15 protein-coding genes are annotated in these 15,889 nt (G+C 42.9%); 10 read left to right on the plus strand and 5 right to left on the minus strand.

The window, feature by feature from the left end:
* Window positions 1-12: 12 nt before the first annotated feature.
* From ubiB to trxB, 3 genes are all read right to left on the minus strand, one after another.
* Window positions 13-1,665 carry a ubiquinone biosynthesis regulatory protein kinase UbiB gene (ubiB, locus tag TPSD3_RS14305; RefSeq protein ID WP_086489221.1) on the minus strand — a complete coding sequence of 551 codons (1,653 nt, stop codon included), beginning with the start codon at window positions 1,663-1,665 and terminating at the stop codon, window positions 13-15.
* Between the two features lie 5 nt (window positions 1,666-1,670).
* Complete coding sequence (locus TPSD3_RS14310) at window positions 1,671-2,291, minus strand: ubiquinone biosynthesis accessory factor UbiJ (RefSeq protein WP_176329888.1); 621 nt, start codon at window positions 2,289-2,291, stop codon at window positions 1,671-1,673.
* Between the two features lie 106 nt (window positions 2,292-2,397).
* Window positions 2,398-3,357: a thioredoxin-disulfide reductase gene (trxB, locus tag TPSD3_RS14315; RefSeq protein ID WP_086489223.1), complete on the minus strand. Its 960-nt coding sequence runs from the start codon at window positions 3,355-3,357 to the stop codon at window positions 2,398-2,400.
* A 255-nt stretch (window positions 3,358-3,612) separates the two neighbouring features.
* Here trxB and TPSD3_RS14320 point away from each other — a divergent pair, with 255 nt between their 5' ends.
* A complete protein-coding gene (locus TPSD3_RS14320) occupies window positions 3,613-4,401 on the plus strand; it encodes an alpha/beta hydrolase (RefSeq protein ID WP_086489224.1) in 789 nt (262 codons plus the stop codon).
* 66 nt (window positions 4,402-4,467) lie between these two features.
* Here the strand turns inward: TPSD3_RS14320 and icd are convergent, their stop codons facing one another.
* Window positions 4,468-6,234: an isocitrate dehydrogenase (NADP(+)) gene (gene icd, locus TPSD3_RS14325; RefSeq protein WP_086489225.1), complete on the minus strand. Its 1,767-nt coding sequence runs from the start codon at window positions 6,232-6,234 to the stop codon at window positions 4,468-4,470.
* A 429-nt stretch (window positions 6,235-6,663) separates the two neighbouring features.
* Between icd and glmS the strand changes: the two genes are divergently transcribed.
* The 8 genes from glmS (at window position 6,664) to TPSD3_RS14365 (ending at window position 14,414) form a co-directional block, all read left to right on the plus strand.
* Window positions 6,664-8,508, plus strand: a complete 1,845-nt coding sequence (glmS, locus tag TPSD3_RS14330) for a glutamine--fructose-6-phosphate transaminase (isomerizing) (RefSeq protein ID WP_086489226.1) — start codon at window positions 6,664-6,666, stop codon at window positions 8,506-8,508.
* Between the two features lie 335 nt (window positions 8,509-8,843).
* Window positions 8,844-9,341 carry a hypothetical protein gene (locus TPSD3_RS14335; RefSeq protein ID WP_086489227.1) on the plus strand — a complete coding sequence of 166 codons (498 nt, stop codon included), beginning with the start codon at window positions 8,844-8,846 and terminating at the stop codon, window positions 9,339-9,341.
* A gap of 13 nt (window positions 9,342-9,354) precedes the next feature.
* Window positions 9,355-10,386 carry an IS630 family transposase gene (locus TPSD3_RS14340; protein WP_086486662.1) on the plus strand — a complete coding sequence of 344 codons (1,032 nt, stop codon included), beginning with the start codon at window positions 9,355-9,357 and terminating at the stop codon, window positions 10,384-10,386.
* Between the two features lie 103 nt (window positions 10,387-10,489).
* Window positions 10,490-10,732, plus strand: coding sequence for a hypothetical protein (locus TPSD3_RS14345; RefSeq protein ID WP_176329889.1), 243 nt, complete (start codon window positions 10,490-10,492; stop codon window positions 10,730-10,732).
* A 122-nt stretch (window positions 10,733-10,854) separates the two neighbouring features.
* Window positions 10,855-12,033 carry an FAD-dependent oxidoreductase gene (locus TPSD3_RS14350; RefSeq protein ID WP_086489229.1) on the plus strand — a complete coding sequence of 393 codons (1,179 nt, stop codon included), beginning with the start codon at window positions 10,855-10,857 and terminating at the stop codon, window positions 12,031-12,033.
* Window positions 12,024-13,499, plus strand: coding sequence for a class I adenylate-forming enzyme family protein (locus tag TPSD3_RS14355; RefSeq protein ID WP_086489230.1), 1,476 nt, complete (start codon window positions 12,024-12,026; stop codon window positions 13,497-13,499). Before TPSD3_RS14350 ends, TPSD3_RS14355 begins: the two co-directional genes overlap by 10 nt.
* 2 nt (window positions 13,500-13,501) lie before the next feature.
* Window positions 13,502-13,741: an acyl carrier protein gene (locus tag TPSD3_RS14360; RefSeq protein WP_086489231.1), complete on the plus strand. Its 240-nt coding sequence runs from the start codon at window positions 13,502-13,504 to the stop codon at window positions 13,739-13,741.
* Window positions 13,742-13,772: 31 nt separating this feature from the next.
* Window positions 13,773-14,414 (plus strand): hypothetical protein, encoded by a 642-nt coding sequence (locus TPSD3_RS14365; protein WP_086489232.1) that lies wholly within the window; start codon window positions 13,773-13,775, stop codon window positions 14,412-14,414.
* A 25-nt stretch (window positions 14,415-14,439) separates the two neighbouring features.
* Here the strand turns inward: TPSD3_RS14365 and TPSD3_RS14370 are convergent, their stop codons facing one another.
* Window positions 14,440-15,471, minus strand: a complete 1,032-nt coding sequence (locus TPSD3_RS14370; RefSeq protein ID WP_086488002.1) for an IS630 family transposase — start codon at window positions 15,469-15,471, stop codon at window positions 14,440-14,442.
* 118 nt (window positions 15,472-15,589) lie between these two features.
* On the opposite strand from TPSD3_RS14370, the gene TPSD3_RS14375 reads away from it, so the two are divergent.
* A complete protein-coding gene (locus tag TPSD3_RS14375; RefSeq protein WP_140048576.1) occupies window positions 15,590-15,841 on the plus strand; it encodes a cupin domain-containing protein in 252 nt (83 codons plus the stop codon).
* Window positions 15,842-15,889: the final 48 nt, after the last annotated feature.

The following is a 15,889-nucleotide window of genomic DNA, read 5'->3' on the forward strand; positions in this document are numbered from 1 at the left end:
CATTGAATTAAGCTAACTTAACCATGCAATCACCAACAAAATAGCCCCAATGAGACCCAATAAAGTTCCCAATGCGGGTAAATTCCAAACTAAGCGCGTTTCTAAGGCTAAAATAATGCTGGCACAGATTAATAACGCACTGCCAATGGTGGCTAAAGTAGCGCGTTCATGTTGTTGTTTTAAATCGCGGCGTAAATGCTGCATTTCTTGTCGTAATTGTTTTAATTGATGCTGTTGTTGCTGACGTTCGGATAAAGCCTCATGGACTAACATCGGTAATTCGGGTAATTTCTCTGCCCAAATCGGCAATTGCTGCTCTATATTGCGCATAAAGGCACGCAGCCCGATCCGTTCATCCATCCAACGCTCTAAATAAGGTTTAGCGGTCTGCCACAAATCTAAATCAGGATATAATTGCCGTCCTAAGCCTTCGATATTCAACAAAGTTTTTTGTAATAAGACCAATTGCGGTTGAATTTCCATATTAAAACGGCGTGCCGTTTGAAATAAACGCAACAAGACTAAACCGAAAGAAATTTCTTTTAATGGCCGATCAAACATCGGCTCACACACACTGCGAATGGCCGCTTCAAATTCTTCTACTCGCGTCCCTGCGGGGACCCATTCGGAGCGTAAATGTAACTCTGCCACTCGTCGATAATCGCGTTGGAAAAAAGCCAGAAAATTAGCCGCTAAATAATGCTGATCTTCATCACTTAATGTTCCCATAATGCCAAAGTCAACCGCAATATAAGAAGGATAATTCGGATCACGAATATCGACGAAAATATTGCCGGGGTGCATATCCGCATGGAAAAAATTATCACGAAACACTTGGGTAAAGAAAATTTCCACGCCAATTTCTGCTAAATATTTAAAATTAACACCCGCTTCACGCATGGTTTTAAAATCACTGATTGGAATGCCATAAATTCGCTCCATCATTAAGACATGCGCTTGGGTATAATGCCATTCAATTTCAGGAATATAAAGCTGCTTAGAATGTTGAAAATTACGACGCAATAAAGTGCAGTTAGACGCTTCGCGCAGTAAATCCAATTCATCCATTAAATTCTTTTCAAATTCGCGCACCACTTCTAAAGTACGCAAACGTTTACCGTCTGACCAATAGCGATTAATTAATTCAGCAATTAAATAAAGCAATTCAATATCGCGTTTAATTTGTCGCGCAATATTCGGGCGCAATACTTTAATCACCACCGCACGCCCATCGTGCAACCGCGCCGCATGAACCTGCGCAATCGATGCCGAAGCAATAGGATTTGTGTCAAATTCGGCAAATAATTCGTTTAAATCTTTGCCGTAGGCTTGTTCGACGATTTGCCGCGCTTCTTGCCCACAAAACGGCTTAACATGATCCTGTAATTTAGCCAATTCTAAAGCAATATCATCCGGCAATAAATCGCGGCGCGTCGATAAAATTTGGCCGAATTTAATAAAAATCGGCCCCAAATCTTCCAAACTTAAACGCAATCTCGCTCCGCGGGATAAATGCGGATCACGCAGCCAATAACCGGGAGTGAGATAAAGCAATAATTTAACCGCACGCAGTCGTTCGCTGCTTAACAATAATTCGTCTAAACCATAACGAATCACAACACGATAAATGGTTAATAATCGCCACAATCGACGGAACAATAACATAAACTTTATTTTTTCATTAAGGTATAAGATAAATGATGAATTCGCCGTTCTAAACGAGCGACATCATCACGCAATAAATCGACATCTTCAAAAAAAGCCAACATTTCCGCATCAGCGGGCAGAGTTTTTGTTTCTTCTTGTAACAGATCGGCAATGGCACGTTCGCCCTCTTGCCAACGTGCTTGCTGGTAACGGGCGAGTTCACGCCACAAATAACCCAGTCTCCGCGCTACAGTATCACCAAACCACTGCGCACAGAATTCTTCCCCATCAAAATCTAATTGTTTGAAAATTAACATTAATTTTTGTAAAGCCGCGACATTTCCTTCTATATATAAATCGGTTTCTCGACCAATGGGAATGTCTTTTTGCTGGGCATAGTGTAATAGCGTAAAAGGCGCGGAGCGCAATTTTGTATCCACTTCCCGTTCACAATGTAAACTTAGTTGTAACTCGTTATTGTCTACCGACAAATAAAGGGTTTGAAATAAGCCCGTCAATTCAATGGCAAAAACGTGTCCATTTAAGGCCGCCAGCGTATTTTTTTTGGCCGAATGCGCGGCAATGGCGCGGTTTAATTGCTGTTCTATGGGTTTTAACAATAAGGTGAGCGGAATGGATAACACGATGAATCCTATAGAATTCTGGTTTTTCTACCGCGCTTATCACCGATAAGAAGCGGTAGAATGTAACAAGTTGAGGTCTAATAAACTGAGATCAGGTCACAGGGTATTATGCCAATCCCAAACGCTCTAAATATTTTTCGGCATCCAACGCCGCCATACAACCTGTTCCCGCCGAAGTCACCGCTTGACGATACACTTGATCCGCCACATCGCCTGCGGCAAAAACGCCTTCGATACTGGTGGCAGTGGCGTTACTTTGTATGCCACTTTTCACGGTAATGTAACCATTAGTCATCTCTAATTGATCGACAAATAAGTCTGTATTCGGTTTGTGACCAATGGCGATAAACACCCCGTGAACACTGATTTCTTGCGTGGCTTCACTGTTGACATGGCGTAAACGTAAACCCGTCACGCCGCTTTTATCGCCTAAAACTTCATCTAACACATGATCCCAAACAATAGTCACTTTGCCTTCGGCTTGTTTTTCCAACAACTGATTGGCCAGAATTTTCTCACAACGGAATTTATCCCGACGATGCACGACCGTGACATGCGCGGCAATATTACTTAAATATAAGGCTTCCTCTACTGCTGTATTTCCACCGCCGATAACCGCAACTTTTTGATTGCGATAGAAAAAGCCGTCGCAAGTGGCACAAGCGGATACGCCTTTGCCTTTAAATGCCGTCTCTGAAGGCAGTCCTAAATAACGCGCCGTCGCCCCCGTAGCAATGATCAAGGCATCACAGGTGTAAGTGCCTGTGTCCCCGGTCAGTTGAAAAGGACGTTGTTGCAAATTGACCTTATTAATGTGATCAAGCACAATTTTAGTCTCGAATCGTTCGGCATGTTGGCGAAAACGTTCCATTAATTCAGGCCCTTGCACGCCTGCATGATCCGCTGGCCAATTATCGACTTCGGTGGTGGTGGTCAATTGGCCGCCTTGTTCTAAACCCGTAATTAATACAGGATTTAAATTGGCACGCGCCGCATAAATCGCCGCAGTATAACCCGCAGGCCCCGATCCTAAAATGAGCAGACGACAATGTTGATTTTCAGCCATTCAATAAACTCCCTAATGATTTCAGTTCTACACTTTTTTTGCCCTTCATATTAACATTTTTCCACGTTTTCTGCCTCTTGAAAAAGCACAGAACGCAATAAAATTGAATTACTTTTAGTTCGCATTGACACCGCAGTGATGCCCCGTTAATTTTAGCTTAATCACATTTTATAAATGACTTTATTTTGCTATATTACACCCATAAAACCATTAGATAAACTGTTCTTAAAAAGAAGCTAAAAAGAGAATAATAACATGACGATAAAATTAGAATTACTGCGCCATTTACCCAAAACGAATAAAAAAAATAATCCTCCCTTGTTATTTATTCATGGGGCATTTTCTGGGGCGTGGTGTTGGGAAGAGTATTTTTTGCCTTATTGTGCTGCACAGGGTTATCCGGCTTATGCGGTGAGTTTACGCGGGCATGGCCGCAGTGAAGGCACGTTGTGGTCGGCGAGTTTAGCGGATTATGTCGAAGATGTTGTTTCTACCATCGCACAATTGGGACAATTACCTGTTTTAATTGGGCATTCTATGGGCGGAATGGTGGTACAGAAATATTTACAACAATATCCCGCATTAGCCGCTGTATTAATGAATTCAGTACCACCAACCGGATTAAGTTGTTCTCTGTTTTATATGGCAGGGCGAGAGCCGTTGTTATTGCAGCAATTAGCCTTGATGCAATGGGTCAGTCCTTTATTCGCCACACAGGATACGATGCGACGGGCTTTATTTTCTGAGGATATGCCGCGTGAAAAATTAGATCATTATTTTTCCCATTTACAAGGTGAATCAGTGCGCATTCAATGGGATTTAATGGGTTTAGATTTGCCGATGCGTTGGCCGCGGCCGCGGTTAAATATGCTGGTTTTAGGCGCGGAGAAAGATGCTTTTTTTCCGCCGTCGGTGATGCGTTTTATTGCCCGCACTTATCATGCGGATTGTCACATTTTCGATAATATGGCTCATGCCATGATGTTAGAAAATCGTTGGCAAGTGGCCGCAGATGCACTTTTGGCGTGGTTGGAGAAAAAATGAAAATAGAGACACACGCGCTGTGTGTCTCTATTTTTTTAGGTTATATCAGATTAGATAAAACCGCGCTTATTCGCCCGTTGACCAGCCGAATTTTTCCACTGTGCGGAAAATGTCTGTGTCACTGACAATACCAATAGGCACGCCGTCTTTTTCTACCACTAAACGACGAATATTCCGCTCTTTCATCACGGTGACGCATTCGTGTAAGGATAAATCTACGGGAACTGTGGCCAATGGCTTGCTGGCGATTTGATTGACTTTGACGCTAGATGGCGAACGGTTGGCGTGAATGAGTTTAATCAACACGTCTTTTTGCGTCATGATTGACCAATCGCCTTTTTCGTCGGGTTGCACCAATACGCTACTGATGCGGTTGTTGCGCATGACGTGCATGGCTTGTTCTACGGTGACATCGGGACGAACCGTGACTAAACTTAATGCCATGATTTCGCCTACGGTGTGTGGCGTGCGACCGGTTTCAATCATCTGCTCTACAGGACTTTGTACGCGTAAGGCTTCGCGTTCGCGGCGTTCGGTTTCGATGGCTTTTTCGCGTTCGCGGCGGATGGCTTCGGCATCATCTAAGCCTTCGATTTGTTTGATCAAGGCATCGGCAAAACCGCTGGTGGATACTTCTGTTGCACCCTCCATTTGGCGCGCAAAATCGTAAGTGACCACTTTACGTTGTACCACTTTGGGATAAGCCGCGCTGATCAAATCGGCCGCTTCTTTCCACCCAATGTACTCAAGCATATTGACACCGCTGAACAGTAACGATCCCGGATTCACTTTATCTTGATTGGCGTATTTGGGTGCGGTGCCGTGGGTGGCTTCAAATACGGCGACGTGATCGCCAATATTCGCGCCGGGGGCAATGCCGACTCCGCCGACTTCTGCCGCAATCGCATCTGACAAATAGTCACCATTCAAGTTCATGGTGGCTAATACGTCAAATTCGTTGGGACGCAACAGCATGAGTTGGAAAATAATGTCGGCAATACGGTCTTTAATGACAATTTTACCTTCGGGTTGTTTGCCGCCGTATTTGCTGTACAATTCTTCTTCGGTGATGGTGTAGTCACCGAACTCTTCCCGCGCCACTTCATAGCCCCAATTACGAAATGCCCCTTCGGTGAATTTCATAATGTTGCCTTTGTGAACTAAGGTGACACTTTCGCGTTTATTATCAATGGCGAATTGGATCGCTTTGCGCACCAATCGTTTGGTGCAAAACGGGCTAATGGGTTTAACGCCTAAGCCGCTGTCATCAAAGAAACGGGCTTTTAATTCTTCGCGCAAAAATTTTTCTAATTTGCGCATTTCTGGAGAACCCGATTGGTATTCAATACCGGCATAAACGTCTTCGGTATTTTCACGGAAAATGACCACGTCAATTAAATGCGGTTCGCGTAAGGGAGAAGGTACGCCTTCGTAGTAACGCACAGGACGCACGCAAGCATACAAGTCTAATTCTTGACGTAAGGCCACGTTAAGCGAGCGAAAGCCACCGCCGACGGGGGTGGTTAAGGGGCCTTTGATCGACACTAAAACGTCTTTCATGGCTTCGAGGGTTTCGCTGGGGAAATAGTTGCCGTCGTATTTTTCGGCGGCTTTTTCTCCCATAAACAATTCTACCCAATGGATTTTGCGTTTGCCGCCGTAGGCTTGTTTGACGGCGGCATCCCACACGCGCAAACAAGCGCGAGTAATGTCAGGCCCAATGCCGTCTCCTTCGACATAACCTAAGATGGGATCGTCAGGGACGATCATTTGGCCGTCTTTGACGGTGATTTTTTGGCCAGTGGTGGGATATTTGATGTGCGAATCTGGCATAAATCCTCCAGTGAGAGTTGAACGGGTTTTTGTTTGAATTCCGTTGAGTTACAATAAGTTAATCTATTGAACAGGCTCAGGGTTAAACGGATGTGGTTATCCGGTTGCCGTTTTTCTAGTCTGTGCGGCTGTCTATTGTACTGTGAAATGCCGATGTCGTGCAGATCAGTAGGGTAAATTTTATGAGCGGTTTTTAATAATCACTTGTTTTTTAAAGAAAATTAAATTTATTATTAGAATAACTTTAATTTATCCCCGTCATCCACAGCACTCTATCCCGCCCCTTGACCAAAGAAAATTAAACCAGTCGCACTTGCTTTTACGATAAGCTATAGAGAAAATAGATCGCTCAAGGTTTTTATGTGGTTAATTTGGGTTTAAATTGAATCGTTTAATACCTTACTTTTAAGGAAAAAATAGGAAAAAATTATGTGTGGAATTATTGGTGCAGTGGCTGAACGAGATGTGGTGCCGATTTTATTAGAAGGTTTAAAGCGTTTGGAATATCGGGGTTATGATTCTGTGGGCGTGGCAATTATTGATCAAGCTTTACAAGGATTACGACGCGAACGAGTGGCGGGTAAAGTGCGGCAATTAGAACAAGTGTTAAAGCAACATTCCATGTATTCACCTATTGGCATTGCGCATACTCGTTGGTCCACGCATGGTAAACCCTCAGAAGTTAATGCCCATCCCCATTTTGCTAAAGATAAAGTCGCTGTGGTGCATAACGGAATTATTGAAAATCACCAGATATTGCGTCAAGCATTACAGCAAAAAGGGCATATTTTTCAATCTGAAACCGATACGGAAGTGATTGCACATTTAATTCATGATAATTGGTTAGAAATGGGCGATTTAACAGCCGCGATTCATCATAGTTTAAAAATGTTACAAGGCAGTTATTCCGTAGCGATTTTAAGCCCATTGATACCGGGAACTTTATTTGCGGCGCGGCGTGGCAGTCCTTTGGTAATTGGGGTGGGCGTGGGGGAACATTTTATTGCCTCTGATGTGGCCGCTTTAGTGTCGGTGACGCAACAAGTGATTTTCTTAGAAGAAGGCGACATTGCGCATATTCAACGCGATAGTTTTATTATTTACGATTTTCGCGGACAAAAAGTAGAACGTGAATTGCATTTAAGCCATGTCCAAGCCGACGCGGTGGAACGCGGACATTTTCGCCATTACATGCAAAAAGAAATTTTTGAACAAGCCCATGCCTTGCGAGAAACTTTGGCCGGACGGGTTTATAACGGACGAGTATTAGAAGGGATATTTGGAGCTTCGGAAGCGCGATTATTTGCCGAAATTTACGCGGTGCAAATTATTGCCTGTGGCACCAGTTATCATGCGGGATTAATTGCGTCACATTGGATTGAAACTTTGGCCAAATTACCGTGTTCGGTTGAAGTAGCCAGTGAATTTCGTTATCGTCAACCTTTAGCCAATCCTAATGCGTTAGTGGTCGCTATTTCTCAATCGGGAGAAACCGCAGATACTTTAGCCGCATTGCAAGAAGCCAAACGTTTGGGATTTGGCCCGAGTTTAGCGATTTGTAATGTGCCAGAAAGCTCTTTAGTACGCACTGCGGATATGTGTTTTATGACCAGAGCGGGTATTGAAATTGGCGTGGCCTCGACTAAAGCCTTTACCACACAATTACTTGCATTATTATTATTAACCGTGGTTTTAGGCAAACATAATGGCACTATTTCAGAATCCGATATGGAAGGCGATATTGTCCACAGTTTAGAACAATTGCCCCATGCAGTGGATATGCTATTGAGAAAAGTGCAGCAGCCAATTAAAAACTTAGCAGAACGGTTTGCGGATAAATATCACGCGCTGTTTTTAGGGCGTGGCATTCACTACCCGGTGGCGAAAGAAGGCGCGTTAAAATTAAAAGAAATTTCTTACATTCATGCCGAAGCCTACCCCGCAGGGGAATTAAAACATGGCCCTTTGGCCTTAGTTGATGCCAATATGCCTGTGATTGCGGTTGCGCCTAATGATGCATTGCAAGAAAAGTTAAAGTCTAATTTAGAAGAAGTTCATGCGCGAGGCGGACAATTATTTATTTTTGCCAATCACCGCGCCATTATGCAGGCTTCGGATTATATTACCGTAGTGGAATTAGGAGAAATTGATGAATTAATTTCTCCCATTTTATACACCATTCCATTGCAATTACTGGCTTATCATGTGGCTTTAATTAAAGGCACGGATGTGGATCAACCGCGTAATTTGGCCAAATCGGTGACGGTGGAGTAAGAACAGTAATCAACAGGCAATAATGGCTCATGTCGATTGAATGGCTGATAAAAAATAGGGCTACAAAAATGGTGGGATTATTTTGTTGCCCGATTAATAATGATTGTGATAAAGTCCGCTGGTTGGTATAGAGAAAGTTGTATAACTTTACACTGTCTAGGCTTTGTTGACATTTCATTTTAAGTGCAAACTTAACTTGATTTAAATAGCACGGTATCAATTATGCGTATAATTCATAACTTGCTGAAAATAAAACTTATCTGTAGATAGTGTCAACAAAGCCTAGTACGACTGTGGAAAACAAACCACCCACTAGAGACTAAAGGAGCTTAGTAATGCAGTCAGCAAATGTTGAAAATACAGCCAATATGGAAGTCGCTGCGCTTATTGATATAAATAATCAAGTCTTTATTGATGCCAATAAGGCACGTTTGGCTGATCTCAGCCAATATTCCACTGAAGCCTTAGAATGGTTAATGATGGAACATTATCAATTTTCGTTCGCTAATGTCCAGTTTCTGACTGATGCAGCAAAAAAAGCGGCTGGCTTTGATACCGACGCAGTCAACAAGGAGTTACTGCGTAATTGTGCTGAAGAAAGTGGTCATGCGGTCATGTATCGCGCCGCGCTGAAAAAAGTCGGATGTGATGTGGGACAGCGTGTAGAATTTGTGCCGACGACAAAATTCTTAGCGACCATTGATGAACTGTCGAATGGTGAGCCTTCTTCTGTGTTGGGTGCGATGTTTGCGACCGAAACAGCGGCTATTTTTGAACATGAAGTGTTTCGTGATATACCAATTTTTTCAGAGTCGTATAATAATACTTTTTAAATAGGAGAGAATAATGAACAAGAGATATGAAGATTTAGAAGAGTTAATGTCAACAGGTGAGGCGAGAGAAGTGAAGCGAGCGATGGCAGTAAGAATGTCTTTGCTTGGTTTTGTGCGTGCGGAAGCGGCTTTAGCGTGTTGTGTCAGTGTGCAATTTGTGGATAAATGGAAAGCCATTTATTTAGCGTCAGGGGTGGAAGGATTAAAGTTAGCGTATAAAGGCTCACCAGGGTATTTAAAGCCGCGTGAACGAGAAGATGTGATTAATTGGATACAAGAAAAGAAGACAATAACAATAGAGGAACTAAAGAGATACTTAAAAGAGGAGTATGATGTTTTCTATTCTTCAAATACTTCTTATACTAAATTATTAGAAGAAGCGAATTTAAGTTATAAGAAGACACACAAAGAGAATTCGGCAAAAGATGAGGTAAAAGTAGAAGCTAAAAAAAAAGAGATTAAGGATTTAATAGATAAGGAGCGTGAACAGATAGAAAGTGGAGAGGTAATGTACTGGATGCAAGACGAAAGCCATCAGTTGTGGGGAGATATTTGTGGTTATGTTTGGTCGAAAAAAGGAGAAAGAACGTCAATAAAGATGAGTAATTATCGCACTTCTCAAACGTGGTATGGAGCGGTGAATATTTATACGGGAGAATTTATTTTAGATAGGGCAAAGAAAGCTGATACAAAATATACGATAGACTTTATTAACTGGCTCATTTACAGATATAAAGAAGCCCGTCATGTGATTATTTGGGATGGTGCAAGTTATCATCGTTCTGAAGGTTTAAGAACTTATTTAGAGAAATTAAATGGGGGACTTCCAGAATCAGAATGGAAAGTTCGTTTATTAAGATTTGCGCCCAATGCCCCAGAGCAAAATCCAGTCGAGGATATTTGGCTTCAAGGTAAGAATTGGGTCAGAAAGAATTTTCATCGTCTATCAAGCTTTAAAGAAGTCACTAGTATGTTTGAGACCTTTTTGTCAGGTAAAGTGTTTAAGTTTAATAAAATTAAACAGTATCTTATACCTAATATCTAGGTAGATATTAAAACTTAATTTGTTTTTATATCTCACATAATTTTGGTATATTTCTAAAGAAGTTATCAAACGCCGTGGGTGGGATGCGGCTGCCGGTAAAGATTTGGTTTGGTTTCATGATATGCACTTGAGTGGTGTGGAGCAGAGTCACCGCGAAGAGCTAGGTGTCTTTTTACGTGGCATTACACCCGCACAAGGGATTGCTGCTAAAGAAGGCAACCGTCCCAGTATTGATACACACAAAGCATTAGCCGCTGCTGACAAAGCGATTGAAACCATGAAAACATGGTGGAATCAATTATTAGATAAAGCCATTGCAGATAGCGAAACCCGCATTGTAGCCTAAGACTTGATTCAGTCCTTGAGAGTCATAAAAAAATATCGTACCCCCTCATTCCCTTATTTTCAGTGGTAGGTAACTGACGATGACAGCAGTGAATATTCTGCAATGTGTTTTACACTTTTTTCATGTACGCTAAGTCGTTGAGCGCGTCTCAATCATGTGCGCCGCTTGTTGTTGTTGGCGCGGGAGCCGCTGGTATAAGCTGTGCGTTAGCAGCGGCTTTGCGTGGTGTAGAAGTGTATTTGCTTGAAAAAACCGCTGCAATAGGTGGTACGGTAACACAAACATTGATACATACCCTGGGTGGCTTGTTTGACAGTGAAGGTGAGTTACTCCACCAAGGGCTACCGGCACAGTTGCTTGAGCGACTATTGCAAGCAAGCCCGCATACGAAAAAGCGACGCATTGGCAAAACGTGGGTATTAGATGTTGATCCTGCGCGATATGCGCAAGTGGTGACGGATTGGATGGCCGCAATAAGTCATATTAAAATACTGTGCCAAACCACGATCAGCAGTATTAATATTGAAAATCAAACAATTACCCAGCTTGTGATTCATAGCGAAGGGCAAACATTGACGTTGCAGCCCTCTGTCCTAATTGATACCAGCGGTAATGCTGAAGTTGTCCGTTTGATAAATCCTGACCTAGTGCATGACGGCATGGCTTTAGGGGGTTATATTGTGCAACTGCGTGGCATCGCCGCGGGTACTTTGGTGTTTCCCAAAGGGGTGGCTTTGTTGCATGAGCTTCGCCGTGCTGTGACACAACATGCGCTACCGCCAGAATGTGCAAGCGTTTGGTTAGACAATGGCGTTTATCCTGATGAAATTTATGTCAAATTTAATATAGTCGTCTCCAACTATCAGCAAACACACATGCAGGCGGTGGCAATGAAACTGTTGGATTATTTGCGTCATATAGATGGGTTTAGTGATGCGAGGATTCAAACGCATGGTGAATTAGGTGTGCGTGATGGCGGCCGCATTCAGGGAGAATATTGTCTTACGGAAGCCGATGTGATCGCGGGACGACAATTCGAGGATGCGGCCTGTCTGGCGTGTTGGCCGATAGAACACTGGCACCCAGAAAAAGGCATTACGCTACAATATTTGCCATCAGGACAAGCTTATACGATTCCTTTGCGCAGTTTAAAAGTGGCCGGGTTTACCAATCTGTGGGCGGTCGGTAAATGTCTGTCGGCTGAACCTCGCGCACAAGCTTCAGCACGTGTTGTGGGGACTTGTTGGGCGATGGGGGAGGCGGTTGGTCAACATTTGGCGGAGCGTTTGACATGGCACTGAATCTGGCGGAGCAATTCTTTTATAAAGCGGCAACACAACCCGATCATCCGTTGATTTTGGGACAAAACAGCGAAAATAAAACCAGTTATCAAGCGTTTCAAAATCAAATCAACACCTTAGCGCAGCAATTACAAGCCTATGGAGTCCAGGCCGGTGATAATATCGGCTTACAATATCCCAGTGGCGCGTCTTATATTGCTTATGTTTATGCGATCTGGGCTTGTGGTGCTTGTGTTACTCCTTTGCCTTTTGAACTGACGGCAGCGGAGAAACAACAAATATTTGAACATGTACACATCGCGGCGGTGATTTCTCATCCCCAAGCGTTACCCCACATCAGCGCGTATCTTGAAGGCGAAACACTGCCGCTAGAAGCTAAAACAGTGTTTGCTCAAGTCAAATCGGTTTGCCAAGCCCCGCCGGAACTGGCTGCGATTAATGCGGCGTTTATTCGTTTTACTTCAGGCACGACGGGCGACGCAAAAGGGGTTGTGTTGTCACATGAGACGATTTATACACGTATTCATGCCGCCAATACGGTGCTAAACCTTAATGCCCAAGATCGCATTTTGTGGTTGTTGTCGATGGACTACCATTTTGCAGTTTCCATTGTGGCTTATCTGACCTTTGGTGCCAGTATCATTTTGCCGCAAAATAGTTTTGGCGTGACTTTGCTAACCGCAGCGACCAATCATAAAGCAACCTGTATTTATGGTGCGCCCACCCATTATATGTTGATGGTACAAGATGACACCGGTGCTGGATTACCAGCCGAGTTACGTCTAGCGATTGTCACTACCACAGCTTTACGCGCCGAAGCCGCCGAGGCTTTTTATCAACGCTTTGGCCGAGTATTAAACGAAACCTACGGCATTATTGAATTAGGTTTGCCTGCGATTAATGTGAGTCAGTCACGAGACAAGCAAGGCTCGGTGGGTCAAGTGACACCGGGTTATGCCTTGCGTTTGGATAGGCAAGAAGAGCTTGGTTACGGGGAAATTTTGCTGAAAAGCGACAGCATGTTGGATGCGTATTATTTTCCTTGGCGTTCACGCGCCACGATTCTGGCGCAACAAGATGGTTGGTTTCGCACCGGCGATTTAGGCCGATTCGATGCGGATGGCTTCTTGTATATCGTAGGACGTAGCAAGGAGATGATCAGTGTTGGCGGGATGAAGTTTTTCCCTGAAGAAGTGGAAGCGGTCTTGGAAGCGCACCCTGCCATTGCTCAAGCCTGTGTGTTTGATGTCAAAGAACGTCAATGGGGCGAGCCAGCAGGAGCGCAATTGGTCTTAGTCGCGGGCGCAACAAAGCCCACTCATGATGAATTACGGGCGCATTGTCGTGCGGCATTAGCCAGCTATAAAATACCCGGTCAGTTTCATTACGTCACTGAATTGGCTTATACCGCGAGTGGTAAAAAAATTCGTAATCCAAATAAGTTGAAAAATCCCCCACGAGAGTAAACATGGAAATACAAGATGCACTGCGTGATTATATTATTAGAGAAAAATTTGCAGGTCAGCCACCGGCCGAGTTTGATGATGATTTTGATTTGATTGCCTCAGGCACTCTTGATTCGCTGTTTATGATGAATTTAGTCACTTATTTAGAGCAGCAACATCAAGTGCGTTTTGGCATGAATGACATGGTGCCTAAACATTTTAAATCAGTGAATGCCTTGTCAGCTTTTGCGCGTAACCAATGAAGTCTAGCAATGAATTTTACTGAGGTGACACATGGATTTCATATCTGATCAAAGCCGTAAAGAATATCCACCACGCACAGTGGTGCTGCCTACCGGTCAAGCCTTAGCATTAAATCATGATCCTCATTTTAAGGCGGTTGTCACCGAAGGTTTACGACCAGAATTAGTCGCTGATCTGGCCCGAGGTCGAATTGTCGCACTACATGCAAAAAATGCCTTTGATCCGGACTGGTGTGACCTTGTCGCTGAACGTTTTACACAGCATCCTGCGACAAAAAAAGAAGGGGTGATTCCGCCTATTTATTCATTGGGATCGCACTTATATTCTTACCCTAAAGAAGCGGGCGCAGCGGCGTATTTTAGTAACATAGAACATACCAATCAAGCGATTTCAGATGTGCTACCCAATGGTCATGACCCTATTGTGTCTTTTTTGCAAGCGGCCTGTGAATGGCATGACGCTGAATTTGAATATTTATCTTTGAACGGTACCAGTGTGCGACACGGCTCTTTTCGACTTTGGGGAGAAGGCACACCACTCAGCGAGGAAGATGCACAATGTTACTTTGCCGCGCCGCATGAAGATTATGCAGAAACCAACGCGAATAACTCCTCTCTGCCTCAAATTTATCAATCGAATAATGTGTATATACCAAAATTATGTGAGATATAAAAACAAATTAAGTTTTAATATCTACCTAGATATTAAGTATAAGATACTGTTTAATTTTATTAAACTTAAACACTTTACCTGACAAAAAGGTCTCAAACATACTAGTGACTTCTTTAAAGCTTGATAGGCGATGAAAATTCTTTCTGACCCAATTCTTACCTTGAAGCCAAATATCCTCGACTGGATTTTGCTCTGGGGCATTAGGTGCAAATCTTAATAAACGAACTTTCCATTCTGATTCTGGAAGTCCCCCATTTAATTTCTCTAAATAAGTTCTTAAACCTTCAGAACGATGATAACTTGCACCATCCCAAATAATCACATGACGGGCTTCTTTATATCTGTAAATGAGCCAGTTAATAAAGTCTATCGTATATTTTGTATCAGCTTTCTTTGCCCTATCTAAAATAAATTCTCCCGTATAAATATTCACCGCTCCATACCACGTTTGAGAAGTGCGATAATTACTCATCTTTATTGACGTTCTTTCTCCTTTTTTCGACCAAACATAACCACAAATATCTCCCCACAACTGATGGCTTTCGTCTTGCATCCAGTACATTACCTCTCCACTTTCTATCTGTTCACGCTCCTTATCTATTAAATCCTTAATCTCTTTTTTTTTAGCTTCCACTTTTACCTCATCTTTTGCCGAATTCTCTTTGTGTGTCTTCTTATAACTTAAATTCGCTTCTTCTAATAATTTAGTATAAGAAGTATTTGAAGAATAGAAAACATCATACTCCTCTTTTAAGTATCTCTTTAGTTCCTCTATTGTTATTGTCTTCTTTTCTTGTATCCAATTAATCACATCTTCTCGTTCACGCGGCTTTAAATACCCTGGTGAGCCTTTATACGCTAACTTTAATCCTTCAACCCCTGACGCTAAATAAATGGCTTTCCATTTATCCACAAATTGCACACTGACACAACACGCTAAAGCCGCTTCCGCACGCACAAAACCAAGCAAAGACATTCTTACTGCCATCGCTCGCTTCACTTCTCTCGCTTCACCTGTTGACATTAATTCTTCTAAATCTTCATATCTTTTGTTCATTATTCTCTCCTATTTGAAAAGTATTATTATACGACTCTGAAAAAATTGGTATAGCATTATTTTATGTATTGATGCGGTGCAAGGAAAAGAACCTGAAACCATTGTTTGGAATCGGCGCATGACCCTCGAAGAAATTTGTGATCCCAATAATCGGCATCCGCTTTCTTCTTATGGTTTCTCGGAGTCATTGACCAAAGACTGTGAAGCCATGTCGATTCGATTAAAAAAAGGCGATGTGGCGATTATTCCTGCGCATAATATACATGCCGTGATTGGTTTTTCTGGATTTCGGAGATGTAGTTACATGGCCTTTTTCCATTTTATAAAAGATGGCTCCAATGGCTTTTCAAAGATGATCTTCCGCACTTAAATGCTTTTTATTATAAAAACTGAACAACAACGCTCAGTCGCCGAGGCG

Source organism: Thioflexithrix psekupsensis (assembly GCF_002149925.1).
Lineage (GTDB): Bacteria > Pseudomonadota > Gammaproteobacteria > Beggiatoales > Beggiatoaceae > Thioflexithrix > Thioflexithrix psekupsensis.

Excerpts from the sequence above, each read along its gene's own strand:
- TPSD3_RS14360 (WP_086489231.1), top strand. The coding sequence starts at position 13,502 with ATGGAAATACAAGATGCACTGCGTGATTATATTATTAGAGAAAAATTT.
- icd (WP_086489225.1), bottom strand. The coding sequence starts at position 6,234 with ATGCCAGATTCGCACATCAAATATCCCACCACTGGCCAAAAAATCACC.
- ubiB (WP_086489221.1), bottom strand. The coding sequence starts at position 1,665 with ATGTTATTGTTCCGTCGATTGTGGCGATTATTAACCATTTATCGTGTT.
- TPSD3_RS14370 (WP_086488002.1), bottom strand. The coding sequence starts at position 15,471 with ATGAACAAAAGATATGAAGATTTAGAAGAATTAATGTCAACAGGTGAA.
- TPSD3_RS14355 (WP_086489230.1), top strand. The coding sequence starts at position 12,024 with ATGGCACTGAATCTGGCGGAGCAATTCTTTTATAAAGCGGCAACACAA.
- TPSD3_RS14340 (WP_086486662.1), top strand. The coding sequence starts at position 9,355 with ATGAACAAGAGATATGAAGATTTAGAAGAGTTAATGTCAACAGGTGAG.
- TPSD3_RS14335 (WP_086489227.1), top strand. The coding sequence starts at position 8,844 with ATGCAGTCAGCAAATGTTGAAAATACAGCCAATATGGAAGTCGCTGCG.
- trxB (WP_086489223.1), bottom strand. The coding sequence starts at position 3,357 with ATGGCTGAAAATCAACATTGTCGTCTGCTCATTTTAGGATCGGGGCCT.
- glmS (WP_086489226.1), top strand. The coding sequence starts at position 6,664 with ATGTGTGGAATTATTGGTGCAGTGGCTGAACGAGATGTGGTGCCGATT.
- TPSD3_RS14365 (WP_086489232.1), top strand. The coding sequence starts at position 13,773 with ATGGATTTCATATCTGATCAAAGCCGTAAAGAATATCCACCACGCACA.
- TPSD3_RS14375 (WP_140048576.1), top strand. The coding sequence starts at position 15,590 with ATGACCCTCGAAGAAATTTGTGATCCCAATAATCGGCATCCGCTTTCT.
- TPSD3_RS14350 (WP_086489229.1), top strand. The coding sequence starts at position 10,855 with ATGTACGCTAAGTCGTTGAGCGCGTCTCAATCATGTGCGCCGCTTGTT.
- TPSD3_RS14320 (WP_086489224.1), top strand. The coding sequence starts at position 3,613 with ATGACGATAAAATTAGAATTACTGCGCCATTTACCCAAAACGAATAAA.